This is a genomic window from Micromonospora sp. KC723 (genome assembly GCF_004348595.1).
Taxonomy (GTDB): Bacteria; Actinomycetota; Actinomycetes; order Mycobacteriales; family Micromonosporaceae; genus Micromonospora.
In genome coordinates, this window is the sequence record NZ_SMKD01000008.1 from 1 (window position 1) to 26,399 (window position 26,399).

The 26,399-nt window shown below is 73.2% G+C and carries 24 protein-coding genes and 1 pseudogene; 21 read left to right on the forward strand and 4 right to left on the reverse strand.

The genetic code is table 11. The features are described from left to right. The coding region (locus tag E1165_RS03645; RefSeq protein ID WP_132387791.1) for a sorbosone dehydrogenase family protein at positions 1 to 1,116 on the reverse strand (1,116 nt) is incomplete at its 3' end. A 427-nt stretch (positions 1,117 to 1,543) separates the two neighbouring features. Here E1165_RS03645 and E1165_RS03650 point away from each other — a divergent pair. From E1165_RS03650 to E1165_RS03685, 9 genes and pseudogenes are all read left to right on the forward strand, one after another. Then, positions 1,544 to 2,530, forward strand: a complete 987-nt coding sequence (locus E1165_RS03650; RefSeq protein WP_207916538.1) for a LacI family DNA-binding transcriptional regulator — start codon at positions 1,544 to 1,546, stop codon at positions 2,528 to 2,530. 179 nt (positions 2,531 to 2,709) lie between these two features. After that, on the forward strand, positions 2,710 to 3,852 hold the full coding sequence (chvE, locus tag E1165_RS03655; RefSeq protein WP_132387669.1) for a multiple monosaccharide ABC transporter substrate-binding protein: 1,143 nt from the start codon (positions 2,710 to 2,712) through the stop codon (positions 3,850 to 3,852). 88 nt (positions 3,853 to 3,940) lie between these two features. Next, complete coding sequence (mmsA, locus tag E1165_RS03660) at positions 3,941 to 5,479, forward strand: multiple monosaccharide ABC transporter ATP-binding protein (protein ID WP_132387795.1); 1,539 nt, start codon at positions 3,941 to 3,943, stop codon at positions 5,477 to 5,479. Further along, positions 5,476 to 6,723, forward strand: a pseudogene (mmsB, locus tag E1165_RS28805) (multiple monosaccharide ABC transporter permease); the annotation flags it as partial. The gene mmsA and the pseudogene mmsB, both read left to right, overlap by 4 nt. A 66-nt stretch (positions 6,724 to 6,789) precedes the next feature. Further along, complete coding sequence (locus tag E1165_RS28810; RefSeq protein ID WP_165945133.1) at positions 6,790 to 7,497, forward strand: SRPBCC family protein; 708 nt, start codon at positions 6,790 to 6,792, stop codon at positions 7,495 to 7,497. Further along, positions 7,494 to 7,898: a cupin domain-containing protein gene (locus tag E1165_RS03670; protein WP_132387673.1), complete on the forward strand. Its 405-nt coding sequence runs from the start codon at positions 7,494 to 7,496 to the stop codon at positions 7,896 to 7,898. Before E1165_RS28810 ends, E1165_RS03670 begins: the two co-directional genes overlap by 4 nt. Further along, on the forward strand, positions 7,895 to 9,163 hold the full coding sequence (locus tag E1165_RS03675) for a beta-ketoacyl synthase (RefSeq protein WP_132387675.1): 1,269 nt from the start codon (positions 7,895 to 7,897) through the stop codon (positions 9,161 to 9,163). Before E1165_RS03670 ends, E1165_RS03675 begins: the two co-directional genes overlap by 4 nt. Next, the gene (locus tag E1165_RS03680) at positions 9,160 to 10,410 is read left to right on the forward strand and encodes a beta-ketoacyl synthase N-terminal-like domain-containing protein (RefSeq protein ID WP_132387677.1); all 1,251 of its coding nucleotides are present in this window, start codon (positions 9,160 to 9,162) and stop codon (positions 10,408 to 10,410) included. The genes E1165_RS03675 and E1165_RS03680 overlap by 4 nt, the downstream gene beginning before the upstream one ends. Next, a complete protein-coding gene (locus E1165_RS03685) occupies positions 10,407 to 10,730 on the forward strand; it encodes an antibiotic biosynthesis monooxygenase (RefSeq protein ID WP_132387679.1) in 324 nt (107 codons plus the stop codon). The genes E1165_RS03680 and E1165_RS03685 overlap by 4 nt, the downstream gene beginning before the upstream one ends. 137 nt (positions 10,731 to 10,867) lie before the next feature. Here the strand turns inward: E1165_RS03685 and E1165_RS03690 are convergent, their stop codons facing one another. Next, positions 10,868 to 12,775, reverse strand: a complete 1,908-nt coding sequence (locus E1165_RS03690; protein WP_132387681.1) for a CocE/NonD family hydrolase — start codon at positions 12,773 to 12,775, stop codon at positions 10,868 to 10,870. A gap of 398 nt (positions 12,776 to 13,173) precedes the next feature. On the opposite strand from E1165_RS03690, the gene E1165_RS03695 reads away from it, so the two are divergent. Then, positions 13,174 to 14,556, forward strand: coding sequence for a class I adenylate-forming enzyme family protein (locus tag E1165_RS03695; protein ID WP_132387797.1), 1,383 nt, complete (start codon positions 13,174 to 13,176; stop codon positions 14,554 to 14,556). 17 nt (positions 14,557 to 14,573) lie between these two features. On the opposite strand, the gene E1165_RS03700 is transcribed toward E1165_RS03695, so the two are convergent. Continuing rightward, positions 14,574 to 15,206 carry a 4'-phosphopantetheinyl transferase superfamily protein gene (locus tag E1165_RS03700; protein WP_243704577.1) on the reverse strand — a complete coding sequence of 211 codons (633 nt, stop codon included), beginning with the start codon at positions 15,204 to 15,206 and terminating at the stop codon, positions 14,574 to 14,576. A gap of 17 nt (positions 15,207 to 15,223) precedes the next feature. Between E1165_RS03700 and E1165_RS03705 the strand changes: the two genes are divergently transcribed. The 11 genes from E1165_RS03705 to E1165_RS03755 are packed head-to-tail and all read left to right on the forward strand — an operon-like array spanning position 15,224 to position 25,604. Continuing rightward, a complete protein-coding gene (locus E1165_RS03705) occupies positions 15,224 to 15,490 on the forward strand; it encodes an acyl carrier protein (RefSeq protein ID WP_132387683.1) in 267 nt (88 codons plus the stop codon). Continuing rightward, on the forward strand, positions 15,490 to 15,735 hold the full coding sequence (locus E1165_RS03710) for an acyl carrier protein (RefSeq protein WP_132387685.1): 246 nt from the start codon (positions 15,490 to 15,492) through the stop codon (positions 15,733 to 15,735). The genes E1165_RS03705 and E1165_RS03710 overlap by 1 nt, the downstream gene beginning before the upstream one ends. After that, on the forward strand, positions 15,728 to 16,843 hold the full coding sequence (locus tag E1165_RS03715) for a beta-ketoacyl synthase (RefSeq protein WP_132387687.1): 1,116 nt from the start codon (positions 15,728 to 15,730) through the stop codon (positions 16,841 to 16,843). Before E1165_RS03710 ends, E1165_RS03715 begins: the two co-directional genes overlap by 8 nt. Beyond that, the gene (locus E1165_RS03720) at positions 16,840 to 17,397 is read left to right on the forward strand and encodes a beta-ketoacyl synthase chain length factor (protein ID WP_371687298.1); all 558 of its coding nucleotides are present in this window, start codon (positions 16,840 to 16,842) and stop codon (positions 17,395 to 17,397) included. The genes E1165_RS03715 and E1165_RS03720 overlap by 4 nt, the downstream gene beginning before the upstream one ends. Then, complete coding sequence (locus E1165_RS03725; protein WP_132387691.1) at positions 17,394 to 19,010, forward strand: class I adenylate-forming enzyme family protein; 1,617 nt, start codon at positions 17,394 to 17,396, stop codon at positions 19,008 to 19,010. The genes E1165_RS03720 and E1165_RS03725 overlap by 4 nt, the downstream gene beginning before the upstream one ends. Further along, positions 19,007 to 20,269 carry a beta-ketoacyl synthase gene (locus E1165_RS03730; RefSeq protein ID WP_132387693.1) on the forward strand — a complete coding sequence of 421 codons (1,263 nt, stop codon included), beginning with the start codon at positions 19,007 to 19,009 and terminating at the stop codon, positions 20,267 to 20,269. Before E1165_RS03725 ends, E1165_RS03730 begins: the two co-directional genes overlap by 4 nt. After that, positions 20,251 to 21,357, forward strand: a complete 1,107-nt coding sequence (hppD, locus tag E1165_RS03735; RefSeq protein ID WP_132387695.1) for a 4-hydroxyphenylpyruvate dioxygenase — start codon at positions 20,251 to 20,253, stop codon at positions 21,355 to 21,357. Before E1165_RS03730 ends, hppD begins: the two co-directional genes overlap by 19 nt. After that, entirely contained in the window at positions 21,354 to 22,313 is a 960-nt protein-coding gene (locus E1165_RS03740) for a phytanoyl-CoA dioxygenase family protein (protein WP_132387697.1), read from the forward strand. The genes hppD and E1165_RS03740 overlap by 4 nt, the downstream gene beginning before the upstream one ends. Beyond that, positions 22,310 to 23,287: a thiamine pyrophosphate-dependent dehydrogenase E1 component subunit alpha gene (locus tag E1165_RS03745; RefSeq protein ID WP_132387699.1), complete on the forward strand. Its 978-nt coding sequence runs from the start codon at positions 22,310 to 22,312 to the stop codon at positions 23,285 to 23,287. Before E1165_RS03740 ends, E1165_RS03745 begins: the two co-directional genes overlap by 4 nt. Beyond that, a complete protein-coding gene (locus E1165_RS03750; protein WP_132387701.1) occupies positions 23,284 to 24,249 on the forward strand; it encodes an alpha-ketoacid dehydrogenase subunit beta in 966 nt (321 codons plus the stop codon). The genes E1165_RS03745 and E1165_RS03750 overlap by 4 nt, the downstream gene beginning before the upstream one ends. Next, a complete protein-coding gene (locus E1165_RS03755) occupies positions 24,246 to 25,604 on the forward strand; it encodes a circularly permuted type 2 ATP-grasp protein (protein WP_165945132.1) in 1,359 nt (452 codons plus the stop codon). Before E1165_RS03750 ends, E1165_RS03755 begins: the two co-directional genes overlap by 4 nt. 74 nt (positions 25,605 to 25,678) lie before the next feature. Here the strand turns inward: E1165_RS03755 and E1165_RS03760 are convergent, their stop codons facing one another. Next, positions 25,679 to 26,380, reverse strand: a complete 702-nt coding sequence (locus E1165_RS03760) for an SGNH/GDSL hydrolase family protein (protein ID WP_132387703.1) — start codon at positions 26,378 to 26,380, stop codon at positions 25,679 to 25,681. Between the last annotated feature and the right edge of the window lie 19 nt (positions 26,381 to 26,399).

Below are 26,399 nucleotides of genomic sequence, written 5' to 3' on the forward strand. Positions count from 1 at the left end.
CGTCGTGGGTGGTGTGGTGGTGGGTGGCGTGGTGTCGCGCGGCGGGAAGCGCAGGATCCGGTCGTCGGTGGCGGCCGGTGAGCCGCGCCCGTCGCGGTTGCTCGTGGTGACCCAGAGCCAGCCGTCCGGTCCGTACTCGACGGTCCGCAGGCGTCCGTATGTGCCGACGAGTTCGGCGACCGGGGTGCCGACGCCGGTGCCGGTGAGGGGCACGTTCCACAACCGAGCGCCGCGCAGGGCGGCGACGAAGAGCCGGTTCCCGGCCACCGCCGCGCCGCTCGGGGAGGCCTGCGCGGTCGACCAGACGAGCAGCGGGTCACGGAACCGGGGATCGTTGCCCCGGCCCTCGACCGTCGGCCAGCCGTAGTTGCCGCCGGCGACGATCAGGTTCACCTCGTCCCACGAGTTCTGCCCGAACTCGGTGGCGAGCAGCCGGCCCTGGGCGTCCCAGGCCAGGCCCTGCACGTTGCGGTGGCCGAGGCTGTAGACCAGGGAGCCGGGGAAGGGGTTGTCGGGGGGCGCCGAGCCGTCCGGCCGCATCCGCAGGATCTTGCCGTTGCGGCTCTGCGGATCCTGCGCGGAAGCCGTCTGCCCGGCGTCGCCGACTCCCGCGTAGAGCATCCCGTCCGGACCGAAGGCGATCCGGCCACCGTTGTGGATGCTGGCCCGGGCCAGGCCGGTGAGGATCGGCTGTTGGGTCTGCGGCGCGGTGGGCCGGAACCGGACGATCCGGTTGTCCGAGGTGCTGGTGAGGTACACGTAGACGTAGCCGTCCTGGGCGTACGTGGGCGAGACGGCCAGGCCGAGCAGGCCGCCTTCCCCACCGGCGGCGACGCCGGAGATCTGGGCCACCGGCTCCGGGGATTGTCCCGGCCGTACCCGGAGGACCTGGCCGGAGTTCCGCAGCGCCACCAGGGCGCTGCCGTCGGGCAGGAAGTCCATCCCCCAGGGGACGGTCAGGCCGGTGGCGACGACCTCCGGTCGGGTGAGGTCGAAGTCGCCGACCGCCAGCGCGGTGCCGGCGCCCGCCGGGGCAGCGGCCGGCGCGGTCCCGGCCAGCGCGCCGGCTCCGACACCGGCGACCGTGAGACCGGTGACGACCGCTGTCACCACCATCGACCGCACGCGCACGACGACCACCTCCAGTAGAGTGATTCCAGTCAATATATCCGACGGTGGGTCGGCGCGCGGGAAAGCGGCCCCCGATCGCCGGGAAACCGGTGCGGGCCTGCCTGCCTTGTGGCGCCGGTGCGACCGCGGCGGGACCGGCCCGACGCGGGAGAACCGCTGGTCACCACCTTCGTCGGGCTGCCGCCGGGCCGGGTGCGCGACCACCCGCCCCTGCTCCGGGCCGGCCGGGCCGGGGTGCCACGCTGCTGGCCGCGGGTTGGCGTAGAGTGTCCATGCCAGCGCTCTCCGCCCCCGAGACGTGCGCCGCCACGGGCGCCGGGAGAGACGACCGGCATCAGGATGCCCCGGTCCGCCACGGGCCGGGGCGACCAACGGGCAGGTGGGTAGCGAGATGGCGGTACGCGGTCCGGCGATGACCGATGTGGCCCGTCTCGCCGGTGTCTCCCACCAGACCGTGTCGCGGGTGCTCAACGGGCACCCCTACGTCCGTGAGCAGACCCGTCTGCGGGTCGAGGCCGCCATCGCCGAACTCGGCTACCGACCCAACCGCGCGGCCCGTGCCCTGGTCACCGGCCGCTCGCAGGTGATCGGCGTGGTCGCGCAGAACACCACCCTCTACGGGCCGGCGTCCCTGCTGGCCGCCCTGGAGCAGGTCGCCGCCGAGGCCGGGTTCGCCGTCAGCGTGGGCAGCGTCCGAGACCTGGATCATCGGTCGATCTCGGCGGTGGTGGAGCGGCACCTGATGCACGGGGTCGCCGGCATCGTGGTGATCGCGCCGGTCGAGTCGGCCGGTGCGGCGCTGGAGCACCTCCCGAAGGAGGTGCCGCTGGTCACCGTCGACGGCGACCCGGGCGGGTCGGTCCCGCTGGTGACGGTCGACCAGGCGGCCGGGGCGCGGGAGGCCACCCGGCACCTACTCGACGCGGGGCACCGCACGGTCTGGCACGTGTCCGGGCCGGCGGACTGGTTCGACAGCGCCGGTCGGATACAGGGTTGGCGGGAGGCGCTGCTGGCGGCGGGGGCGGAGGTGCCGACCCCGGTGCCGGCGGACTGGTCCGCGGCCTCGGGGTACCGGTGCGGGCAGATGCTGGCGCGGATGCCGGAGGTCACGGCCGTGTTCACCGCCAACGACCATCTCGCGCTCGGCGTGCTGCGCGCCCTGCACGAGTACGGCCGACGGGTGCCAGCCGAGATCAGCGTGGTGGGCTTCGACGACGTGCCGGAGGCCGCGTACTTCATCCCGCCGTTGACCACGGTGCGGCCGGACTTCGCCGCGGTGGCCCGGGCGAGCCTCGACCTGCTGCTGACCCAGATCGAGGGCGAGACCGACGGCACGCTGCGCCAGACCGTCGCTCCCGTCCTGGTCGCCCGGGACAGCGTCGCCGCCCCACCCGGCTGATCGACGGGGGTGCGCGCCTACCAGTGACAGTCCTCCATTGCCCCGGGTCCTGTTACGAGACCGTGACGTAGAGATTTCGACGCAGGCGTTGACGAGCCTATTGTGAGCGCTAACACTCACCCCGGAAGTCTTACCGGTGCGGTCCGGCCGTCGGTGTGTGTTCTGAGAGGAGCAATCCTGTGAGCAGGAAATTCCTGGTCGCTGTCGGTAGCGCCGCGCTGGCGCTGACCCTGGCGGCCTGTGGTGGCGAGGGTGCCGGCAGCGGCGGCGACACCAGTGGCAAGAACCCGGCCGAGCTGACGATCGGCGTCTCGATGCCGACGCAGACCTCGGAGCGGTGGATCGCGGACGGCAACGCCGTGAAGCAGAAGCTCGAGTCGAAGGGGTACAAGGTCGACCTGCAGTACGCCGGCGACGACATCCCCACCCAGTCCCAGCAGGTCGACCAGATGATCACCCGGGGCGCGGACGTTCTGGTGATCGCGGCGATCGACGGCACGGCGCTGTCCAGCCAGCTGCAGACGGCCGCCGACGCGAAGATCCCGGTGATCGCGTACGACCGGCTGATCCGGGACAGCAAGAACGTCGACTTCTACGTCAGCTTCGACAACTACAAGGTCGGCATCGCCCAGGCCACCGCGCTGCTGGTCGGCCTCGGCCTGCAGAACAAGGACGGGTCGAAGGGCACCGCGACCGGGCCGTTCAACATCGAGCTCTTCGCCGGCTCGCTGGACGACAACAACGCCCACTTCTTCTTCAACGGCGCGATGGACACGCTCAAGCCGTACATCGACAACAAGTCGCTGGTGGTCAAGTCGGGCCAGACCAAGATCGAGCAGGCGGCGATCCTGCGCTGGCAGCAGGAGACCGCGCAGAAGCGCATGGAGGACCTGCTCACCTCCACCTACAACAACGGCGCGAAGGTCGACGGCGTCCTGTCGCCGTACGACGGCCTGTCGCGCGGCATCATCACCGCCCTGCAGAACGCCGGGTACGGCGCCGCCAGCAAGAAGATGCCGGTGGTCACCGGCCAGGACGCGGAGATCGCCTCGGTCAAGCTGATCAACGACGGCGTGCAGAGCTCCACGATCTTCAAGGACACCCGGCTGCTCGCCGACCAGGCCGCGGTCGCGGCCGAGGCGTTCCTCCAGGGCAAGCAGCCGCAGGCCAACGACGTCAAGACGTACAACAACGGGGTGAAGGTCGTCCCGTCGTACCTCCTGCCGGTCCAGACGGTCTACAAGGACGACATCAAGCCGGTCCTGATCGACTCCGGCTACTGGTCGGCCGAAGAGGTCGCCGCGGGCCAGGCCAAGAGCTGACCCCTCCCGTGCGGGCCCGGCGACCACGGCCGCCGGGCCCGCACCCCTTGTCGCCACCCGACTCAGATCGACGATCAGGACGATGACCATGGACGACACCATCCTCGAGATGCGTGGCATCACGAAGAGGTTCCCCGGGGTGACGGCCCTCCAGGACGTCTCCCTCGCGGTACGGCGGGGAGAGATCCACGCCATCTGCGGTGAGAACGGCGCAGGCAAGTCCACCCTGATGAAGGTGCTGTCGGGTGTCTACCCGTCGGGCTCCTACGACGGGGAGGTTGTCTACGACGGCAAGCCGGTGCACTTCCGCGGCATCAGGGACAGCGAGGCCCACGGCATCGTCATTATCCACCAGGAGCTCGCCCTGGTGCCGTACCTGTCGATCGCCGAGAACATCTTCCTCGGCAACGAGCGGCGCGGGCGCGGCGGGCTGATCGACTGGAACCGTGCCAACGCCGACGCCGCGACCCTGCTGGAGTCCGTCGGGCTGCGCGAGAACCCGGTCACCCCGGTCATCCAGCTCGGTGTCGGCAAGCAGCAACTGGTGGAGATCGCCAAGGCGCTGTCCAAGCAGGTGCGCCTGCTCATTCTCGACGAGCCGACCGCGGCCCTCAACGACGTCGACTCGGCGCACCTGCTGGCCCTGCTGCGCCGGCTGCGGGAGCGCGGCATCACCTGCATCATGATCTCCCACAAGCTCAACGAGATCACCGCGATCGCCGACTCCACCACCGTCATCCGGGACGGGCGCACGGTGGAGACGCTCGACATACGCTCCGGCGAGGTGACCCAGGAGCGGATCATCCGGGGCATGGTCGGCCGCGACCTGGAGAGCTTCTACCCCGACCGGGTGTCGTCGCCGGGGGAGGAGGTGCTGCGCATCGAGGACTGGAGCGTGCGGCACCCCACCCAGGACCGTCTCGTGGTCGAGGGCGTCAACCTGCGCGTACGGGCCGGAGAGGTGGTCGGCGTCGCCGGACTGATGGGGGCGGGACGCACCGAACTGGCGATGAGCGTGTTCGGTCGGTCGTACGGGCGTGACATCCGGGGCCGCCTGTTCGTGCGGGGCCGGGAGGTCAAGGCCCGCACCGTGGCCGAGGCGATCGACAACGGCATCGCCTACGTCACCGAGGACCGCAAACGCTTCGGCCTCAACCTCATCGACGACATCCGCCGCAACGTCTCCGCCGCCGCCCTCGGCAAGCTCGCGCGGTTGGGCTGGGTGAACGGCAACGAGGAGATCAAGGTCGCCGAGCAGAGCCGCCGCGACCTGAACATCAAGACCCCGAGCGTGATGGCCGTGGTCGGCAAGCTCTCCGGCGGCAACCAGCAGAAGGTGGTGCTGTCGAAGTGGCTGTTCACCGATCCGGACGTGTTGATCCTGGACGAGCCGACCCGCGGCATCGACGTCGGGGCGAAGTTCGAGATCTACACGATCATCAACCGGCTCGTGGCCGACGGGAAGGCGGTGATCGTCATCTCCTCGGAACTGCCGGAACTACTCGGGATGTGCGACCGGATCTACACCCTCTCCGCCGGACGGATCACGGGTGAGGTGCCGATCGGCAAGGCGACACAGGAGAACCTCATGGAGCTCATGACGAAGGACAAGGAGCCCGTCGGATGACCAGCACCAAGAGCCCCTCGACGCGGCACACCGCCTCCGGCGACAGCGCCCCCGCCGCGGCCCTGCACGCCGGGACCAGCGACGTGCGGACGCTGCTGATGAGCAACCTGCGGCAGAGCGGCATCTACGTCGCCCTCGTCGTCATCGTCGCGCTCTTCGCGATCCTGACCGACGGTCTCTCGTTGAGCCCCGGCAACATCACGAACATCGTCCTGCAGTACTCCTACATCCTGGTGCTCGCGATCGGCATGGTCATCGTGATCATCGGTGGTCACATCGACCTGTCGGTGGGGTCGGTGGTCGCGCTCACCGGCGCGGTCTCCGCCGTGTTGGTCATCCGGCAGGGGCAACCGTGGTGGGTGGGCATCCTGGCCGCGCTGGCCGTCGGCGTCGCGGTGGGCGCCTGGCACGGCTTCTGGGTGGCCTACGCCGGGATACCGGCGTTCATCGTGACCCTGGCCGGCATGCTGCTGTTCCGCGGGCTCACCCTGCGGGTGCTCGACAACATCTCGCTGTCGCCGTTCCCGGCGGAGTACCAGCAGGTCGCGGCCGGTTTCCTCAACGGGCTCCTCGGTGGGCAGGGTTACGACGCCTTCACCCTGCTCATCGGCGCCCTCGCGGTGGCCGGGTACGCGGTGAGCGGTTTCCGCACCCGGGTGGCCCGGATCCGTTACGAGCAGCCCGTCGAGTCGTTCCCGCTGTTCGTCGCCCGGGTGGTCGCGGTGGGCGCGGTCATCATGTACTTCGCCTGGCAGTTGGCCCACGCCCGGGGCCTGCCGATCGTGCTGATCATCCTCGCCTTCCTCGTCCTCGTCTACGGGCTGCTCACCCGGCGCACCGTCTTCGGTCGCCAGGTCTACGCGATCGGCGGCAACCTGTCGGCGGCGACGCTGTCGGGGGTGAAGGTCAAGACGGTCAACTTCTGGATGTTCGTCAACATGGGCTTCCTGGCGGCCGTCGCCGGGGTCATCTACTCCTCCCGCTCCAACGGGGCGCAGCCGGCCGCCGGCAACATGTTCGAACTCGACGCGATCGCCGCGGCCTTCATCGGCGGCGCGGCGGTGACCGGCGGGGTCGGCACGGTCGTCGGTGCCATGGTCGGTGGCCTGATCATGGCGGTGATGAGCAACGGCATGCAGCTCATGGGCGTGGACCAGTCGTTGCAGTCGGTGGTGAAGGGGCTCGTGCTGCTCATCGCCGTGGCGTTCGACGTCTGGAACAAGCGCCGCGCCGGCGCCACCCGCCCGACCGGTCGCCGCCACCGCGGCGCCGGCCGCCGAGAAGTCCTGACCGCGACCGAGGAGGAACCGATGACCGTCACACACGGCCAGCCGCTCACCGAGCAGATCACCGACATCCTGGTGGCGCACTGCGGGTTGGACGCCGACGCGGCCGCCCGCGCACCCGCCGCCTCGCTGGAGGAACTGGGCATGGACTCGCTGGCCCTGTTGGAACTCTCCGCCGTGGTCGCCGACCGCTGGCAGGTGCAGATTCCCGAACAGTCCGGGCGGCTGAGCATCCCCGCCGTGGCCGACCTGGTGGCCCGCCGCACCGGGCCGCCCGGGCACACCGAGAACAGCATCGTCATCGCCGCCCCGCTGCAACTGGTCTGGGACATCACCAACGACGTGGCCCGGTGGACCGAGCTGTTCACCGAGTACGCAGTGGTGGAGATCCTGCACCGTGAGGGCGACACGGTGCGGTTCCGGCTCACCATGCACCCCGACGAGAACGGCGTCGCGTGGAGCTGGGTCAGCGAGCGCACCGCCGACCCGGCCACCCGGCAGGTCCGGGCGCACCGGGTGGAGACCGGGCCGTTCGAGTACATGCGCATCCACTGGCGCTACACCGAGGAACCCGAGGGCACCCGGATGACGTGGGTGCAGGACTTCGCCATGAAACCCACGGCGCCGGTGGACGACGCCGGCATGACCGACCGGATCAACGCCAACAGCCGGATCCAGCTCCAGATCATCAAGGAGAAGATCGAACTGGCGTACGCGGGAGGCACGCGATGACCGAGATCACCAGCGGACTGGTCGCCGCCCGCAACATCACCCCCGACCGGCGGCGCGGCGGCGAGCTGCGGGTGCTGCTCGGGCCGCGTACCGTCGGCAGCACCTCCGGCTTCATGGGGGTCGCGGCGCTGCGCCCGGGGGAACGGATCGCCGAGCACTACCACCCGTACAGCGAGGAGTTCCTGTACGTCGCGCGGGGCGCCATCACCGTCGACCTGGACGACGAGCCGGTCCCGCTGGCCGCCGGGGAGGCGCTGTTCGTGCCCCGCAACGTACGGCACCGGCTGCGCAACACCGGCGACGAGCCGGCCGAGGTGGTCTTCCACCTCGGCCCGCTGGCCCCCCGCCCGGAACTCGGCCACGTCGACACCGAACTCCTCGAGCAGCGGGGCGCGTCGTGACCGGGCGCCGCACGGTCGTCACCGGCGTCGGGGTGGTCGCGCCGGGCGGCGTCACCCGGGACCGTTTCTGGAAGACCGTCACCGAGGGACGGACGGCGACCCGCCGGATCAGCTTCTTCGACCCGTCGCCGTTCCGCTCCCAGATCGCCGCCGAGTGCGACTTCGACCCCGACGCCGCCGGCATCACCCTCACCGAGCGGCAGCGCGCCGACCGGTACGTGCAGTTCGCCCTGGCCTGCTCCACCGAGGCCCTCGCCGACAGCGGCCTGGTGCTCACCGACGCCGAGCGGGAGGTCACCGGTGTGGTGCTCGGCACCGCCGTCGGTGGCACCATGGCCCTGGAACAGGAGTACGTGCGGGTCAGCGACTCCGGCCGGCGGTGGCTGGTCGACCACACCCTCGGTGGGCCGTACCTCTACCCGGCGCTGGTGCCCAGCAGTCTGGCCGCCGACGTGGCCGTCCGGCACGGCGTGCACGGCCCCGCCCAGGTCGTCTCCACCGGCTGCACCTCCGGCATCGACGCCATCGGCTACGCCCACCAGCTGATCGTCGACGGGGAGGCCGACGTCGTGCTGGCCGGCGCCTCCGACTCGCCGATCTCCCCGGTCACCGTCGCCTCCTTCGACGCGATCAAGGCGACCAGCCCGGACAACGACGACCCGGCGCACGCCTCCCGCCCGTTCGACGCCGACCGGCACGGTTTCGTCCTCGCCGAGGGGGCCGCGGTGCTGGTGCTGGAGGAGTGGGAGCACGCCCGCCGCCGGGGCGCGCACGTCTACTGCGAGCTGGCCGGGTACGCCAGTCGTGCCAACGGCTTCCACATGACCGGGCTGCGCCCCGACGGGGTGGAGATGGGACTGGCCATCGCCGACGCGCTGCGCCAGGCCCGGCTGAATCCGCAGGATGTCTCCTACATCAGCGCGCACGGCTCCGGGACCCGGCAGAACGACCGGCACGAGACGGCGGCGTTCAAGCGGGCTCTCGGCGAGGCCGCCTACCGGGTGCCGATCAGCTCGATCAAGTCGATGGTCGGGCACTCGCTGGGCGCGATCGGTTCGATCGAGATGGCCGCCTGCGCCCTCGCCATCGAGTACGGCGTGGTGCCGCCGACGGCGAACTGGACCACCCGGGACCCCGAGTGCGACCTGGACTACGTGCCGAATGTGGCCCGGGAGACCCCGGTAGACGTGGCACTGTCGGTGGGCAGCGGGTTCGGCGGCTTCCAGTCCGCGATGGTGTTCCGCCGGCTGGCGGTGGCCGGATGAGCGTCCGGGCGGTGGTCACCGGGATCGGGGTGGTGGCCCCCAGCGGTGTGGGCGTCGACGCGCACTGGCGTACGGTCGTCGAGGGCGTCCGCCGCACCGCCCCGATCACGTTGTTCGACCCGGCGGGCTACCCCACCCGCGTCGCCGGGGAGGTGCCCGGATTCGAGGCGGCGGCCTGGGCCGACACCCGGCAGTTGGTGCAGACCGACCGGTGGACCCACCTGGGTTTCGCCGCCACGAGGCTGGCGCTGGCCGATGCCGGGCTGCCCGAGCGGGCCCCCGACCCGTACGGCTGGGCGGTCACCCTGGCCAGCTCGTCCGGGGGCAACCTGTTCGGGCAGCGGGAGCTGCAACGGCTCTGGGGTGGCAGCAGCCGCACCGTCGGGGCGTACCAGTCGATCGCCTGGTTCTACGCGGCCAGCGTCGGTCAGCTCTCCATCCACCACCAGTTCAAGGGGCCGTGCGGGGTGCTGGTCGCCGAGTCCGCCGGCGGACTGGACAGCCTCGCCCACGCGGTGCGTACCGTGCGCCGGGGCACCCCGGTGGTGATCGCCGGCGCGACCGAGTGTCCGTTGAGCCCGTACGCCTTGGCCTGCCAGCTCCGCTCCGGCCTGCTCAGCGACGCCTGCGACCCGGAGGCGGCGTACCGGCCGTTCGACCGGTCGGCGGGCGGTTACGTGCCCGCCGAGGGCGGGGCGGTCTTCGTCGTCGAGGAGCTCGGGCACGCCGTCGCCCGGGACGCCCGGATCTACGGCGAGGTGACCGGCTGGGGGGCCACCCACGACGCCGCGCACACCGGGCCGGACGGTGCGGGCGAGCCGGCCCTCTACGCCCGGGCGATGCGGCTGGCCCTGGACCGCTCCGGAGTCAGCCCCGACGAGGTGGACGTGGTCCTGCCGGACGCCCTCGGGGTGCCCCGTTACGACCGCGCCGAGGCCGAGGCGCTGCGGGTGGTCTTCGGTGACCGGCCGCCGCCGGTGAGCACGCAGAAGCCGTTGACCGGCCGGGCACACCAGGGCGGCTCCGCGCTGGACGTGGCGACCGCGCTGCTGGCGTTCCACCACGACACGCTGCCCGTCTCGGCCGGTCCGCGGGAGCCGGCGCCGGGCTGCGACCTGGATTTTCTGCGTACGCCCCGGCGACCACGGCATCGGCTCGCGCTGGTCTGCGCCCGGGGCTTCGACGGTTTCAACAGCGCGCTGGTGCTGCGCGGGGCGCCACCGGCACCGAGGGGAGCGGCGCGATGAGCGGTCGACGGGCCCGGATCGTCTTCCTGGTACGGGTGGCGCAGGAGCGTACCGAGGACTTCCTGCGGGCGTACGAGGCGGTGCGGCACCTGGTCGCCGACGGGGTGCCGGGGCACCTGGTGGACCAGGTGTGCCGCTCCGCCACCGACCCCGAGCAGTGGCTCATCACCAGCGAGTGGGAGTCGCTGGCGGACTTCGAGGCGTGGGAGCGCAGCCCGGAGCACCGGGAGCTGGTGCGGCCGATGCGGGAGTGCTTCACCGACGCCCGGTCGCTGCGTTTCGTCATCCACGCGCAGACCCCGGAGGTGGCGCGGGTCTGACCGGACGATCTATCCCACGTGTGGCCACGGCCCTCCGGTGACGCCGCTCCTGACGGTGGCCGCGTGTCGGGTGAGCAGCCGGCCCGCCGTGGGCCCGCGCCGGCTGTCCAGAGCGGGCCCACGGGTGGTGCGGTCGGTCAGCAGGGGCCGAGGTCGACCCAGACGCCGAACTGCCCGGTGGTGCCCGGTTCCTGGTTCTGCGTCCACCACTGCGCCCGCCAGCGGTGGCCGTTGTGCGACACCACGTCGTTGGCCGTGTAGATCGACGTCGGGTTCCACGCCGGGTCCGCGCAGGCCGGAGCCGGCGCGATGGTCAGCGGCAGGAGAACCCGGCTGGCTCCGAGCGCCACCGTCACCTGGCCCGCCTGCGGGTCCGCGTGGATGAACTCGTTGAGGTTGCCGGTGAGGATCAGGCCGATCTGGCTGCCCGCCGGGAAGACGTGGTCCTTGGGCTCCAGCAGGATGGCGCCGGTGTGCTGCTGCCCCGGCGTCAGCGGCGTGGCGGTGGTGAGCGAGTCACGGTTCTTGGCATCGAGCGACCCGCGGGCCACCACCCGGGTGCTCGACCCGCCGGTGTAGTGCACCAGCAGCGCGGTGAGCGGGGTGCTGGTGGTGGCCGAGGTGAACGTGACCTCGACGCGGGTGGCGCCGGAGAGCCGGTGGGCCGACCGGAGCGTCGGGCTGAGGTACGCGAGCCGGTAGCTCTGGGCGGTGCCGGGCCCCGCCACCATGGTCGTCTCCGCGACGGTGCCGGAGCTGGTGAACTGCTGACTGCCGGAGACCGGCGCGCTGGTCAGGCTGCCGGCGCCGCCGTTGCCGGCCGGGCCCAGGTACAGCTTCGTCTCGGTGGTCGTGGACGGAGGCCACACCGCCTCGGTGACCCGGGTGCCGTCCGGCCGGTCGACGGTGGCCTGGGGTTCGTCCATGACGCCGTTGGCGATGTCGTACAGCCAGTGGTCCATCCACCGGCCGACCGCGTCCTTCGGCTCGCTGTAGAACGGGTCGACGTGCGCGGCGTCGTGCAGGTACAGCCTGCGCGGCACGTCGTGTGCGGCCAACTGGTCCCAGTACCTGCCCCACTGGGTGGTCTTGACGTTGTCGTCCTGCTGACCGTGCACGAGGAACACGGAGGCCGTGACCCGGTCGACGCGGTCACGGTAGTCGCGTGCGACGAAGAACGGGCCGTGGTCCCAGCCGGCCTGCGTCTCGCCGTCGCCGACGCCCTGGTACCGCGCGGCGCAGTCCAGCTTGGACTCCGCGTTGCCCCACCGGCCGGTGAAGCCCTGCATGTACCGGGTCGGCCAGCTCCGGTACCCGATGCCCTGCGCCCGGGTGTAGTCGTACCAGCTGGAGATCGCCCCGACCGGCACGATGGTCTCGAGCCCGTCGATGCCCGTCTCGGCCACCTGCGTCGCCAGCGTGCCGTCGTAGGACACCCCGTACATGCCGACGCTTCCCGTGCTCCACGAGGCCACCGCCGGGCTGCCGTCGTCGCGGGTGGCGGTGGCGCGGCCGTTCAACCAGTCGATCACGGCGGTCACGCTGCGCTCGTCTTCGGCGCCGCCTACCGACAGGCACCCCTCGGAGGTGCCGGTGCCGGCGATCTCCACCTCGAGCACGGCGTACCCCCGCGGCACGAAGTACTCGTCCAGCCAGCCGCTCCAGTGGGTGGCCGGATCGGCGATCGGGTCCGTCACCGTGCTGCGCCGGGCCGCGGCGGTCTGGACCGTCCAGTACGGACTGGCCTTGACGATCGAAGCGACCTTGAGGGTGGAGTTCGTCTCCTCCGGTCGGATCACCAGCGCGGTGATGGTGTCGAGGACGCCGTCACCGTCGCTGTCCATGTCCGACCGGACGTGCACCGTTTCCTGGACGGCCTCGGCCATCGAGAACACGGGTTGGGTGGCGCCGTTGGCCACGACGATCCCGGGTGGGGCCCCCGCCGCCACGGCTCCGACGGGGGCGACCACCACCACGCTCGCCGTGGCGGACAGCGCGGCGGCGAGAGCGGTCGCCCATCGACGCCTTCCTGTGTGTGCAGACAATTGTCATCCGTTCCGGTCGCGCGCCACCGTCGCGGACGGCGCCGGTGCCGGCCCTGGGAGGTGGCGCTCCTGTAACAACGGAATGCGCATCCCCGGCAACCGTGGCAGAACATCGATCCGCGCGGAACGCGGTTGTGATCATTGTCTACTTCGGACAGTCGCTCTTGCCCCCTGGCCGGTCGGCGGTCGCGGGTGGGAGTCGGCGTACGCGCCCGATCCTGCCTGTCCGATCGAGTGTGGGCAATCCGGCCGCCCGCCCTTTTTGATCTAGCCATTTGCATCTAGCAATGGTCTTCCGGGCTGTCGTAGGGTTCCGACAGCACCCCGAGAGATGCACTTTATGGGCGGGTTACGCCCTATTTGACGCTGGGCGGTGGGCGGTAGTGACCATGGAGCGTCTGACGGGAAATCCTACGGCACGACACCCGGAATGGGTCGACGACGTGTTGCTGGCCGGCCGTTCGGCCGACGTTTGTCTCCGGCTACCGGCACCGGTGGACCGGGGCACCCTGCGCCGGCTGGTGGGGGAGGCGCAGGCCCGTCTCACCGGCGCCGGACTGCGCCACGGTGGGGCCGCCGCGCTGCGCCTGCCACCCTCGCTGGCGTACGTGGTGAACCTGCTGGCCACCTGGCGCGTCGGCGCGCAGGCGATCCTGCTCGACCACCGGCTCACCGACCACGAGGTCGACCGGGCGCTGGCCCGACTCACCCCGCAGGTGGTCGTCGCCCCGGTCCACGCCGTCGGCGGCGCGTTGCGGGTCTTCGTCGACGTCACCGAGACGGTGACCCGGTACGCCGACCGGCCGGCGACCAGCGGGCACGCGGTCATCCAGCTCAGCTCCGGCTCCACCGGCCCGTCCAAGGTGATCGGCCGCACCGCCGACGACCTGATCGCCGAGGTCCGCCGCTACACCCGGATCGACGGGGTGGCGCTGCCCGGCGAACGGATCATCCTGCTGCCCTCCATGGTGCACGTGCTCGGCCTGGTCGGCGGCCTGCTCTACGGCCTGCACGCGGGCGTCGAGCTGGTCCCCCCGCAGCGGCTCTCCGGCGACGCGATCGTGGCCGCCGTCCGGGCGCAGGACACCCCGGCGACCGTGCTCGGCGTGCCGTTCCACATCGGCCTGCTCGCCTCCACCCGCCCCGACGGTCCGCTGCCGCAGCTCACGCGGATGACCACCGGCGGCGAACTGGTGCCGGCCGCGACCGCCCAGGCCTTCACCGACCGGTTCGGCGTCCCGCTGGGCAACATGTACGGCATGACCGAGGTCGGGGTGATCGGCACCGACCTGCACGGCCGGCACCGCCCCTCGATCATGCCCGCTCCCGGCATCGAGGTGCGCGAGGTCGACGGCGAGCTGCGGGTGAGCTGCCCGGCCTCACCGTACGTCGGGCTCAGTGACCCCACCCGGTGGGCCGACGGCTGGCTGCACACCCGCGACGCCGGCAGCGTCGACCCGGCCACCGGCCTGGTCACCGTCCGGGGACGGCTCGACTCCCAGGTCTCCGTCGGCGGGATGAAGGTGGACCTCACCGAGGTCGAGGGCACCCTCACCGGGCTGCCCGGGGTCGCCGCCGCCGTGGTGGTCTACGACGACGGCATCACCGCGTACGTGCAGCCCGACGGGCCGCTGACCGAGGAGATGCTGGACGGGCTCCTCGCCGAGCGGCTCGCCGGCTACAAGCGTCCCCGCACCCTGCGCCTGGTCGGCCAGCTGCCCCGGACCACCACCGGCAAGCTGGTCCGCTCCGTGGCCGCGCTACGGGTGGCCGCGCCGTGACCGGCCCGCTGGGCGGGCTATCCGCACCGCACCGACACCGCGACCCGCGGCCCACCCGGATCCGCGCGCGCGGCGACGCCACCGACCGCGACGGCCAGCACCAGATCGCCGCCGCAGACCGGATGCCCGACCCGGACGTCGTCGCGCCCCGGCACCGGGCGCAGCAGCCCGCGTGCCTGCCCGGGCAGCGGCATCGGCCGGCGCAGCCCACCGTCGCGCAGCCCCCGACCGAGCGCCTTGCCGACCGCCTCCTTGGCCGTCCACAGCAGCAGGAACGCCTCCGCTCGCGCGGGTTCCGGCAGCCCGCGCAGCCAGGCCAGCTCGGGCGGGGCGTACCAGCGGCGGGCCAGCGCCACCGCGGGCAGCGCGCGGCGCCGCTCCACGTCCACCCCGACCGTCCCGGCCCGGCAGGCGGCGACCACCACCACGCCGCCGTCGTGACTGACGCTGACCGGCAGGTCGGCGCCCGCGGCCCGCACCCACGGCCGTCCGTCGGGCCGCCGACCCGCCGTGACCTCCGACTCCGCCCGGCCCAGCAGCGCGGACCCCGCGCGCCGCAGCAGCCGATCCACCGCCTCCGGCCGACCGCCGGCGGTACGGCAGACCCACACGTGCACGGTGTCCCGACCGGACACCGTCAGCTCGCCCACGAAGAGAGGTTAAGCCCATGCGCGACGAGGTCCGCACCTTCGTCATCGAGCAGCTCGAGGACATGAACTACGACGTCGACGGGATCGACGACGACACCACCCTCGGCCCCGCCGGCGTCGACCTGGAATCCCTCGCCCTGGCCGACCTGGCCGTCCGCGTCGAGGACCGGTACGGCCTGAAGTTCGCCGACGACGAGTCGGAGCGGCTGGCCCTGATGACGGTCGGCGAGTTCACCACCATGGTCGCCGACCGGGTCGCCGGGGCGACCGCCGACAACCGCTGATGTCGGGTCAGTCCGACCTGGGGCGAGCCGACCTGCTGGGCATGCTCGCCGAACTGACCGCGAAACCCGTCGACCAGGTGCCGCACCGGGTCGGCTCGATGGAACTCGCCTGGCTCGTGCACCTCGTCGAGCAACGCTACGGCCGGCGGCTGGACCTCACCGACGACCAGCTCGCCGCGATCCGCACCGTCGACGACGCCCTGGCGGTGTTCCGCACCTCGCTGACCAGCGCCACGGATGGTTGAGCGGGAACCCGTACCGATCACCGGAACGCACGCCGTCAGCGCCCTGGGCAGGGGCGTCGACGCCCAGCTTCACGCGGTGCTCCGCGCCGCCCCGGCGTTCCGGCCGGTACGCCGATTCGACACCACCGGCCGCCGGGTGACGGTGGCCGCGACCCTGCCCGACGTCGACACCCTCACCGACGAGCTGACCGACGCGGTCGACGTGGCCTGCCGGGCCGCCGGTCTGGGCCGCGCCGAGCGGGCGGAAGCGGCGCTGTTCCTGGCCACCCACGGCGGTCCGTCCACGCTGCCGGGCGGCGGGCCGCCGGTGCCGGCGCTCGCCGGCCGACTCGCCGACCGGTGTGGGCTGGGCGAGCACACCCGGGTCTACACCAGCGCCTGCGTCTCCGCGAGCACGGCGGTCGCCGACGCCGCCGCCCTGATCCGCCGGGGCGACCGGGAACGGGTCGTGGTGGCCGCCGGCTACCTCGTCGAGCCGGACCAGTTCGCGCTCTTCGACGCCGGCCGGGCCCTCGCCACCGACGGGGCGGTACGCCCGTTCAGCGCCGGCCGGCAGGGCCTGCTGCTCGGCGACGGGGTCGCCGCGGTGGTGCTGGAGTCCCCCGACTCGGCCCGCCGGCGGGACGCGCCACCGGTGGCGACCCTGCACGGCTGGGGCCGGGCCGGCGACGCGTACCACCCGTGCCAGCCCGACCCGGCCGGCCGCGGCCTGGCCCGGGCGGTGGGCGCGGCGCTGCGGCGCGCGGACCTGGACGCGGCGGCCGTCGGCTACGTCAACGCCAACGCCACCGGCACCGTGTTCAGCGACGCCGCTGAGGCCGCCGCGTTGCGGCTGGCCCTCGGCGACCAGGCCGCCCGGGTGCCGGTCAGCTCCACCAAGTCGGTGCACGGGCACGCCCTGGAAGCCTCCGGCCTGCTCGAACTGGTGGTGACCGTGCTGGCGCTGCGGCACGGGAAGCTGCCGGTCAACGCCGGCTGGCTCGGCCCCGACGAGGCCTGCCCGCTCGACGTGGTCACCGGCGCGCCCCGGCCCGCCGGCCGGTACGCGCTGAGCCTCAACGCGGCGTTCGGTGGCGCGAACACCGCCCTGCTGGTCGGCGCACCGTGACCGGGGGAGGCGACCCGGCGCCCGGGACGGCACCAGCGCGCCCGTGCGGCCCCCGTGGGGCGCGGGCGTCGAGGGTGCTGGCCGAGGCGTACTGGCCGGAGCCCGGCGACGGGCCACCGCCCCCGCTGCCGGGCTTCGTGCACTCGCCGTTCGCGCCCCTGGTGGCCGCGGTCGCCGGGCGGTGCCTGCGACGGCGGACCCCGCCGCCCGGCAGCCGGTGCGCGGTGGTGCTGGTCAGCGCGGCCGGCGACCGGCCCAGCGCCGACCACGTCCGGGCCACGGTCGACGCCGGAGGTCGGGTCGGACCGCTGTTCTTCTTCCAGTCGGTGCCCAACAGCGTCGCCGGGCACGTCGCGGCGCGCTGGGGCCTGGACGGCCCGGTGGTGTGCCTGAGCCCGACGGGGAACCCGCGGGCCGACGCCGTCGCCGAGGCGGAACTGCTGCTGTACGACGGTGACGCCGACGCGGCGTTGCTGGTCCTTGTCGAACACGCGCCCGACGGCGCCCCCACCGGGGCGGTCGCGGTGCTGCTGGGGGAAGGAACGAGCCCATGAGGACGAAGGGACTGCGCGGCGAACTGGCCGCCGACACCGCGATCGGCGCCGGCAACGTGCTCGACCGGGTGCTGGCGCACGGGGCCGATCCGCACGGGCCGGGGTTGACCTTCGACACGTGCGTCGACGGGTACCCGGCCGAACGGCCGCTCACCCTGGGGCAGCTCGACGAGCGGGTCGCCGCCCGCGCCGCCTGGCTGCACGAGCGGGGGATCGGACGGCGCGACCCGGTCGCGGTGTGGGCGACCAGCGCCGCCGACATGGTGCTCAGCTTCCTGGCACTGACCCGGCTCGGCGCGATCCCCGCGTTGATGAACGGTAGGCTGCGTCCGGAGATCGCCGCCGAGTACATCCGTCGGCTGCGCGCCGTCGGGGTGCTCGCCGACGCCGCGCACACCGAGGCGCTCGCCGGTCACGACCCGGGCGCCCCGCTGCTCGGCCAGCCCGCCGAGGCCGGCACGGGCGATCCGGCGACCGCCCCGGCCCCCTACCGCCACCACGACGAGGACCCGGTCGTCATCACCCACACCTCGGGGACGACCGGCGTGCCGAAGGCGGTGCTGCACTCGCACGCCAGCCTCTTCGCCGCCACCCGGCACCTGCTGTCCATGCCGCAGGCGCAGGGCACCCGGCGGATCCTCAACGCGCTGCCCGCCCCGCACACCGCCACCGTGCTCATGGTCAACCAGGCGCTGGGCAACCGGGCGGAGATGCTCCTGTTGTCCGAGCAGAGCGGACAGCGGGTGCTCGACGCCATCCAGCGCTGGCGTCCGGACGGCGTCTTCGGCTTCTCCGTCACCTGGGCGGAGCTGGCCCGCTTCGACCTGACCGGGTACGACCTGGACTCGGTGCGGCTGTGGTTCAACACCGGCGACGCCTCACACGAGCCGCACGTACGCCGCCTGGTGGCGGTCGGCTCCCGGGACGTGGTGACCCGCGACGGGGTGACCCGGGTGCCGGGCTCGGTCTTCATCGACGGCCTCGGCTCCAGCGAGATGGGACACTCGATGTTCCACATCACGCACACCACCGAGACGAACCGGTACGGCCGCTGCGTGGGCCGCCCGTACCGGTTCACCAGGGTGGCCGTGCTCGACCCCGACGGCACCGAACTGTCGCCCGGGCAGGTCGGGTGGCTCGGCATCGAGTCGCCGTCGCTGTTCCGCGGCTACTGGAACGACTCGGTCACCACCCACCGGTCCCGGCTGCGCGGCTGGTACCTGACCGGCGACCTGGTGTACGCCGACGACGAGGGCCGCTACTACCACCTGGACCGGGCCGTCGACTCGGTCGACGCCGGGAACGGCAAGCGGTTCTACACGGCCCTGTCGGAGGAGCGGATCCTCGCCGCCTGCCCGGACGTCACCGACTGCACGGTGGTGATGGTCGCCGGTGGCGACGGGGTCGTCACCGACGTCCTGCTGGAACTGGCCGCCGGGGCCGACCCGGACACCGACCGCACCGACGCCGTGCGGGCCGCGCTCGGCGACGACGTCGGGGCGACCCTGCGCCGGGTGGTGCCGGTCCGCGCCGACGACATCCCGGTCACCGTCACCGGCAAGGTCCGCAAGGTGGCGCTGCGCGAGCGCTACCTGACCGAGTCGCCGTCATGACCGCCGTCATCACCGGGATGGGGCTGCTCAGCCCCGTCGGGCGGGGCGCCGCGGCCACCTTCGCCGCGCTGACCAGCGGCACGTCCGGGCTGAGCCGGCCGCCGGAGGGGCACCCGGCCCGGGAGTCGCTGGAGGTCGCCGGCCTGCTGCCGGAGATCGACCCGCGTACGGTCGCCACCGGGCCGGAGACCAGGGTGCTGGACCGGATCGTGGTGCTGGCGCTGCTCGCCGCCGCCGACGCGCTGGCCGACGCCGGGATCGAGGTCGGCCGGGACGTCGACCCGGACCGCGCCGGTGTGATCGTCGGCGGGGTGGGTGGCCTGTCCACCCTGGAGGCCCAGGTGGTGGCGCGGGCCGCCCGGGGCCGGGCCGCGGTCAGCCCCTACCTGTTGACCGGGATCCTGCCGAACATGCCGGCGGCCCGGATCGCCATCACCCACGGCATCCGCGGCTACAGCTCCTCGGTCGGCACCGCCTGCGCCTCCGGCGCGCAGTCGGTCGCCGACGCGGTCCGGCTGATCCGCGCCGGGGAGGCCGACGTGGTGCTCTGCGGGGCCAGCGAGGCCCCGTTGTTCCCCACCTTCGCCGACACCTTCGGCAACGCGCGGGCGCTGGCCCGGGGCTGGGCCGACCCGACCGAGGCGAGCCGGCCGTTCGACCGGCGGCGCAACGGCTTCGTGCTGGCCGAGGGGGCGGCGCTGCTGGTACTCGAACGGGCCGAGCACGCCGCCGCGCGGGGCGTCACCGGTTACGCCGAGATCGTCGGGTACGGGGCGACGACCGACGCGTACCACCCGACCGCGCCCCGGCCCGACGGCGCGGGCGCGGCCGAGTGCATGCGTCGGGCGCTGGCCGGCGCGAAGGTGGGGCCGGCCGACGTGGGCTACGTCAACGCCCACGGCACCGGCACCAGGCTCGGTGACGTCGCGGAGACGACCGCGCTGGCCCGGGTCTTCGGCGACGGTGGGGTGCCGGTCAGCTCGACCAAGGCGCTCACCGGGCACCTGCTCGGCGCGTCCGGGGTGGTGGAGGCGGCGGCCTGCGCGCTGGCGCTGGCCGCCGGGCTGCTGCCGCCCACGTACCACCTGGACGACCCGGACCCGGCCTGCCCGGCGGACCACGTCCGTGGGCGGGCGCGGGCGACCGGGACCGATTTCGCGCTGACCAACTCGTTCGGCTTCGGCGGCCAGAACGTCAGCCTGCTGCTGCGGCGGATCACCGGAGGAAAGGGACCGGACAGATGGACATCCATGGGATAGACCACATCGAGCTGTACGTGGGCGACGCACGGCAGGTCGCCCTCTCCCTCGACACCGGGTTCGGTTTCCGGCTGCGGGGACACGGGGGGCCGGAGACGGGGCTCGACGGGCAGCGGTGCCTGCTGCTGACCCACGGCGAGATCCGGATGCTGCTCACCACCGGGCTGACGGCGGAGCATCCCGCCACCGGCTACGTCGGCCGGCACGGCGACGGGATCGCGGTCGTCGCGCTGGAGGTGGCCGACGCCGCCGGGGCGTACGCGGAACTGGTGGCCCGCGGCGCGACCCCGGTGGCTCCGCCGCGCACCTGCGCCGGCGCGGACTCCGAGGTGGTGATCGCCGAGGTCGGCGGCGTCGGCGACGTACGGCACCGTCTCGTCGAGCGGCGCGGCGACCGGGCCGACTTCCTGCCCGGCCTCGTCGAACCGGTCCCGGCCGCCGCCGGCGAGCAACTGCTCGCCGAGGTCGACCACCTGGCGGTGTGCCTGCCAGCCGGCGCGCTCGACGCCACCGTCGCCCACTACGAGCGGGTCTTCGGGTTCCGGCAGACCTTCGCCGAGCGCGTCGAGGTCGCCGGCCAGGCGATGAACTCCGTCGTGGTGCAGGACCACTCGGCGCGGGTCACCCTGGTGCTGCTGGAACCGGACACCGGCGCGCGGCCCGGCCAGCTCGACGCGTTCCTCGCCGCGCACCACGGGGCCGGGGTGCAGCACCTCGCGCTGCGTACCGACGACATCGTCGCCGCCGTCGGCGCGCTGACCGCTCGTGGGGTCCGCTTCGCCGGCACCCCGGCCGCCTACTACGACGACCTGCCGCGGCGGGTCGGCGCGGTCGACGCGCCGCTGGACCGGCTGCGCGACCTCGGCATCCTGGTCGACCGCGACCACGGCGGGCACCTGCTGCAGATCTTCACCCAGTCGACGCACCCCCGCCGGACCCTCTTCTGGGAGGTCATCGAGCGACGCGGGGCGCGCACCTTCGGCAGCGGCAACATCCAGGCCCTGTACGAGGCCAAGGAACGGGAGCTGGCCACGGCGGGGGAAACCCCGGCCGTCGTGTCCGGCCCGGCAGGAGGGATGCGGGTATGACCACCACCGATTTCCGACCGACGCTCACCGCCGAGGAGGAGGCGCTGCTGCCCACCGAGGCCGACGTGCGCTTCTATGCCGAACACGGCTGGTACCTGTCGAAGAAGCTGCTCACCGACGTCGAGGTGGACGCGCTCGTCGCCGCGACCGACCGGTACTACGACGGCGAGCGGGACCGCGCCCTGCCGGTGCGCCCGCCGAAGCTCGCCTACTGGGACCCGTCCAGGGGCCCGGTGCAACGGCACAACGACTACGTGCACTACGAACACGACGGCATCGGCGCGATCCTGCGTAAACCGCTGATCGGGGCGGTCGCCGCCCGGCTGGCCGCCGCCGACGAGATCCGGGTCTTCCAGTCCACGCTGATCTACAAGCCGCCGATCTCCGGGGAGCCGTCCAACATCGTGCCGTGGCACTTCGACAAGCACTACTGGGCGTCCTCGTCGTCGGAGAACATGCTCACCGCGTTCATCCCCTTCCACGACTGCGGTGAGGAGATGGGCACCATCACGATGGTCGACGGTTCGCACCGCTGGTCGGAGACCGGCGCGGACGACACCGTGGTGCGGCACTTCGCCGAGCGCGACCGCGACCAGTTGGAGGAGATGCTGGCCCGCAACGCGTCCCACAACGGCGCGACGATCCGCAAGATCCCGATGGTGATCCCCAAGGGACACATGAGTTTCCACCACTGCCGCACCTACCACGGCAGCGGCCCCAACGTCAGTGGCCGTCCCCGCCGGGCCATCTCCCTGCACCTGCAGGACGGCCCGAACGCCTGGCGCAGGTTCCCCCTGTCCGACGGCACCCTCGCCGCGTACAACCACGACGTGCTGGTCCGCCGCACCGCCGACGGGCGGCCCGACTACGCCGACCCCGACTACTGCCCGGTCATCTGGCAAGGTCGGGCCGCGCCGGGCGCCCCCGCCGGTGCAGGGCAGGGCCGCGACCGGTGACCGGCGCCGACCCGGTCGGGCTCTACCGGACGGTACGGCTCATCCGCCGCTTCGAGCAGCGCGCCATCGACCTGGTCCACCACGGGCAGATCGTCGGCGGCATCCACCCGTACCTCGGTCAGGAGGGGATCGCCGCCGGGGTGTGCGCCGCGCTGCGCCCGGCGGACCTGGTGACCGGCACGCACCGGGGGCACGGGCACGTGCTGGCCAAGGGCGCCGACCCGGCCCGGACGATGGCCGAGTTGTGCGGCCGGGAGACCGGGCTGAACCGGGGCCGGGGTGGGTCGATGCACGCCGCGGACCTCTCCGTCGGTGTTCTCGGCGCGAACGCCATCGTCGGCGCGGCCGGCGCGATCCTCACCGGGGCGGTGTGGGCCCGCCGGCGACGCGGCGACGACGTGGTGGGGGCGACGTTCTTCGGCGACGGGGCGGTCAACGAGGGGATGCTGCTGGAGGCGTTCAACCTGGCCGCGCTCTGGCGGGTGCCGGTGCTGTTCGTCTGCGAGAACAACGGCTACGCCACCACCATGCCGGTCGCCGACGCGGTCGCCGGCACCATCACCGGCCGCGCCGGGGCGTTCGGTATGCCGGCGAGCGTCGTCGACGGACAGGATCCGGAGGCGGTCCACGCGGTCGCCGCCGCCGCCGTCGCCCGGATGCGCGGCGGCGGCGGGCCGGAACTGGTCGAGGCCCGCACCTACCGGTTCGACGCGCACCACACCTTCGAACACGTGGTGCGCCTCGACTACCGCTCACCGGAGGAGGTGGCCGCCGGCCGGGCCCGGGACCCGGTGGACATCCAGGGCGACCGGCTCGCCCCGCACCGGCGGGCACAGGTCGACGCCGAGGTCGAGGCCACCCTGGACGCGGCGGTCGCGTTCGCCCTGGCCGGTCCCGAGCCGGACCCGGCGGGGGCGCTGGACCACCTGTACGCCAGCGGCCTCACCGGCCGCACCGGAGGGGGGCAGGCATGAGGTTGTCGTACCGGCGGGCGCTGACCCGGGCGCTCGCCGACGAACTGGCCCGCGACGAGTCGGTGTTCCTGCTCGGCGAGGACGTCCGGGTCGGCGCGTCCACCATCACCTCCGGGCTGTGCCGGCGGTTCGGGCCGGAACGGGTGCGCGACACCCCGCTGTCGGAGCAGGCGTTCACCAGCTTCGCCACCGGGGCGGCGCTGGCCGGGATGCGGCCGGTGGTGGAGTTCCAGATCCCGTCCCTGCTCTTCCTGGTCTTCGAGCAGATCGTCAACCACGCGCACAAGTTCCCGCTGATGACCGGTGGCCAGTGCGCCGTCCCGGTCACCTACCTGGTGCCCGGCTCCGGTTCCCGCACCGGCTGGGCGGGGCAACACTCCGACCACCCGTATCCGCTCTTCGCCCACGTCGGCGTCGTCACCGCCGTGCCGGCCACCCCAACCGACGCGTACGGGCTGCTGGTGTCGGCGATCCGGCACGACGACCCGGTGGTGGTGTTCGCCCCGGCCGGCGCGCTCGACGTCCGGGAGGACGTGGACACCCTCGCCCCGGTGCCGTTCGGCCGGGGGGTGGTGCGGCGGGCCGGCGACGAGGTCACCGTGGTCGCCGTCGGCCATCTGGTGCACGACGCGCTGGCCGTCGCCGAAGACCTCGCCGGGCAGGTGTCGGTGGAGGTCTTCGACCCGCGCACCGTCTACCCGTTCGACCTGGACGGGCTGCTCGCCTCGGTGGCCCGCACCGGCCGGTTGGTGGTGTTCGACGACGCGAACCGGGCCTGCGGTGTCGCCGCCGAGATCGTCGCCAGCGTGGTGGAGCGGGTGCGGCTGGCCGCACCGCCGCGCCGGGTCACCCGCCCCGACGGGGCGGTGCTGCCCTTCGCCCCCGGACTGGACCGGGCCGTGCAGCCCGGCCGGGAGGCGCTCACCGCCGCCATCCACCACGTAGTGAAGGACGCCAGATGATCGACGTGAACTACCGGTGGCCGGAAGCCGGCCAGGCGTGGCGTGACCTGCCGGAGGCCACCCGTCGGGGGATGGTCGCCGCCGGCGCGCGGGAGTGGGAGCGGATCTTCCACGGCCGGGCGACCTACAACAAGCAGTGGCGGCTGGCCCGCCCTCCGGTGCTGACCTCCGACGAGTTCCGCGAGCTGAACGAGGTCTGTGACCGGATCGCCCAGCTCATCCTGGACGCCTGCCGGCGGCGGGCGCGTACCGCGGGGCAGTTGCGCGAGCTGCTCGGCGTGCCGCGGGGGGAGACCCGGCTGCTCGACGAGGACGAGCCGCTGTCCGAGGCGCTGCTCGCCGCGTACCGGCCGGACGTGCTGATCTCCGGCGGGGAACCGCGGATCGTCGAGTACAACATCGACAGCAGCCTCGGTGGCGGGTTCGACGCGGACACCGTGATCCAGCGCTACGGCGCGCTGTACGCCGAACGGGGCCTGCTCGACGGGGTGCCGGCCCGTCCCGCCCCGTCCCTGCTGGACCAGCGGTTCGTGGCGATCCGCGACGAGTTGGGCCTGGCCGACGCGGCCCGGGTGGCGTTGCTGATGGACTTCGACGCCGACTACCCGGGCCTGGACGACCCGGAGACGTTCGTCCGGATCCTGTCGCCCCTGGTCGACCAGGCCGGGCGCTTCGGCATCGACCTGGTGATCGCCCCGGTGGCCGCCGCCACCCTGGACGCCGGGCGGCGACTCGTGGTGGACGGGGCCCCGGTGGACGCCCTGTTCCGCCTCTTCGTGCCGAACCGGGTCACCCCCAGCGCGGGGCTGGACGCGGTGGCCGGGGCGCTCGCGGCCGGCACCCTGCCGATGTTCGTCAGCGCCGCCGCGTGGTTACTCGGCAACAAGATCAACTTTGCCTGGTTGTACGAGGATCTCGACCAGCTGCCCGCCGACGACCGGGCCCTGATCCGCCGGTACGTGCCGCACACCGTGGCGCTCACCGCGGCGGAACTGGACCGGGCGCTGGCCGACCAGGCGGACCTGGTCGCCAAGCCGGCCGACGGATCCGCCGGGCACGGGGTGCTGATCGGCCGGGAGCTGAGCGCCCAGGCCTGGGCCGACGGGGTGCGCGCCGCGATCGCCCGGGGCGGCAACATCCTGCAGGCGTACATGCCGGCCGACCGGGTGGCGATGGACTTCGTGCAAATCGAGACCGGTGAGGTGGTCACCGCCGAGGTGCCGTACAGCATCGCCCCGTACCTGTTCGGCCGGACGGGGTCGGGCGGTCTGGCCCGGGTCGGCTACCCCGGCTGCGACGAGGTGCTCAACCTGGCCCACGGCGTCCTCCTCACCGGCCTCCTGCTCACCGACTGACCGTGGCGCTGCCAGGTGATCGGGTAGCGGTGGGGGACCGGACACGCCGACGTGGCCGTCCTACCGCTACCCGATCAGGGCCCCTGGGGCGCTCGACGGGAGGCGGCCAGGTGCGCGCCGAGGCGGCGGACGGTCTCCGCCGCCGCGATGGCGTCACTGCGCGCGCTGCCGTGCCGACCGTCGCTGCTGTAGAGCGACGGGTCGGCGACGGCCGGGTGGTCGGTCAGGTGCACGTGCAGCGCGCCCAGTCGCCCGGCGAGCCGGCCGGTGCGCGCCGACAGCAGGCGCATCCGCTCGCCCAGCCCGGCCCGCAGCGCCGCCGGCACGGCCGGGCTGTGCGACACGTCGAACATGCCGACCGTGATCACGTCGGCTCCGGCAGTCCGCATCGCGGTGACCATCGCGGTCATCTGGGCGTCGACGGCGTCCGGGTCGTACGACGCGCGGAACGCGTCGTTGCCGCCGCACACCACCAGCGCCAGGTCCGGGGCGAAGGCGAGCGCCGCGTCCAGTTGCGTCGCGCGGACCTCGTGCGCCCGCAGCCCGCGCCGGCCCAGGTTCAGGTACGCCAGCCCGGGCCCCGCCGCGCGCAGCTCGGCGGCGATCCGGTCCGCCCACTGCACCTCGGGGTACCCGGCGACCGGCTCACACAGCCCCTCCGCGACGCTGTCGCCCAGCACCACGAACCGGCGCCACGGGTGCCCCCGCAGCAGGGCGGCGCTCTCTCCCGGACGGAGGCAGAACGGATCCGTCGCTTCGGTCAACGTCGATGGCATGCCGGCACGGTAGCGAACC

Bases quoted from the DNA above. Each gene is read 5' to 3' on its own strand.
- E1165_RS28810 (WP_165945133.1), top strand. From the start codon at position 6,790: ATGACCGTCACACACGGCCAGCCGCTCACCGAGCAGATCACCGACATC.
- E1165_RS03670 (WP_132387673.1), top strand. From the start codon at position 7,494: ATGACCGAGATCACCAGCGGACTGGTCGCCGCCCGCAACATCACCCCC.
- E1165_RS03685 (WP_132387679.1), top strand. From the start codon at position 10,407: ATGAGCGGTCGACGGGCCCGGATCGTCTTCCTGGTACGGGTGGCGCAG.
- E1165_RS03730 (WP_132387693.1), top strand. From the start codon at position 19,007: ATGACCGCCGTCATCACCGGGATGGGGCTGCTCAGCCCCGTCGGGCGG.
- mmsA (WP_132387795.1), top strand. From the start codon at position 3,941: ATGGACGACACCATCCTCGAGATGCGTGGCATCACGAAGAGGTTCCCC.
- hppD (WP_132387695.1), top strand. From the start codon at position 20,251: ATGGACATCCATGGGATAGACCACATCGAGCTGTACGTGGGCGACGCA.
- E1165_RS03725 (WP_132387691.1), top strand. From the start codon at position 17,394: ATGAGGACGAAGGGACTGCGCGGCGAACTGGCCGCCGACACCGCGATC.
- E1165_RS03705 (WP_132387683.1), top strand. From the start codon at position 15,224: ATGCGCGACGAGGTCCGCACCTTCGTCATCGAGCAGCTCGAGGACATG.
- E1165_RS03740 (WP_132387697.1), top strand. From the start codon at position 21,354: ATGACCACCACCGATTTCCGACCGACGCTCACCGCCGAGGAGGAGGCG.
- E1165_RS03750 (WP_132387701.1), top strand. From the start codon at position 23,284: ATGAGGTTGTCGTACCGGCGGGCGCTGACCCGGGCGCTCGCCGACGAA.
- E1165_RS03710 (WP_132387685.1), top strand. From the start codon at position 15,490: ATGTCGGGTCAGTCCGACCTGGGGCGAGCCGACCTGCTGGGCATGCTC.
- E1165_RS03760 (WP_132387703.1), bottom strand. From the start codon at position 26,380: ATGCCATCGACGTTGACCGAAGCGACGGATCCGTTCTGCCTCCGTCCG.
- E1165_RS03680 (WP_132387677.1), top strand. From the start codon at position 9,160: ATGAGCGTCCGGGCGGTGGTCACCGGGATCGGGGTGGTGGCCCCCAGC.
- E1165_RS03650 (WP_207916538.1), top strand. From the start codon at position 1,544: ATGACCGATGTGGCCCGTCTCGCCGGTGTCTCCCACCAGACCGTGTCG.
- E1165_RS03755 (WP_165945132.1), top strand. From the start codon at position 24,246: ATGATCGACGTGAACTACCGGTGGCCGGAAGCCGGCCAGGCGTGGCGT.
- E1165_RS03715 (WP_132387687.1), top strand. From the start codon at position 15,728: ATGGTTGAGCGGGAACCCGTACCGATCACCGGAACGCACGCCGTCAGC.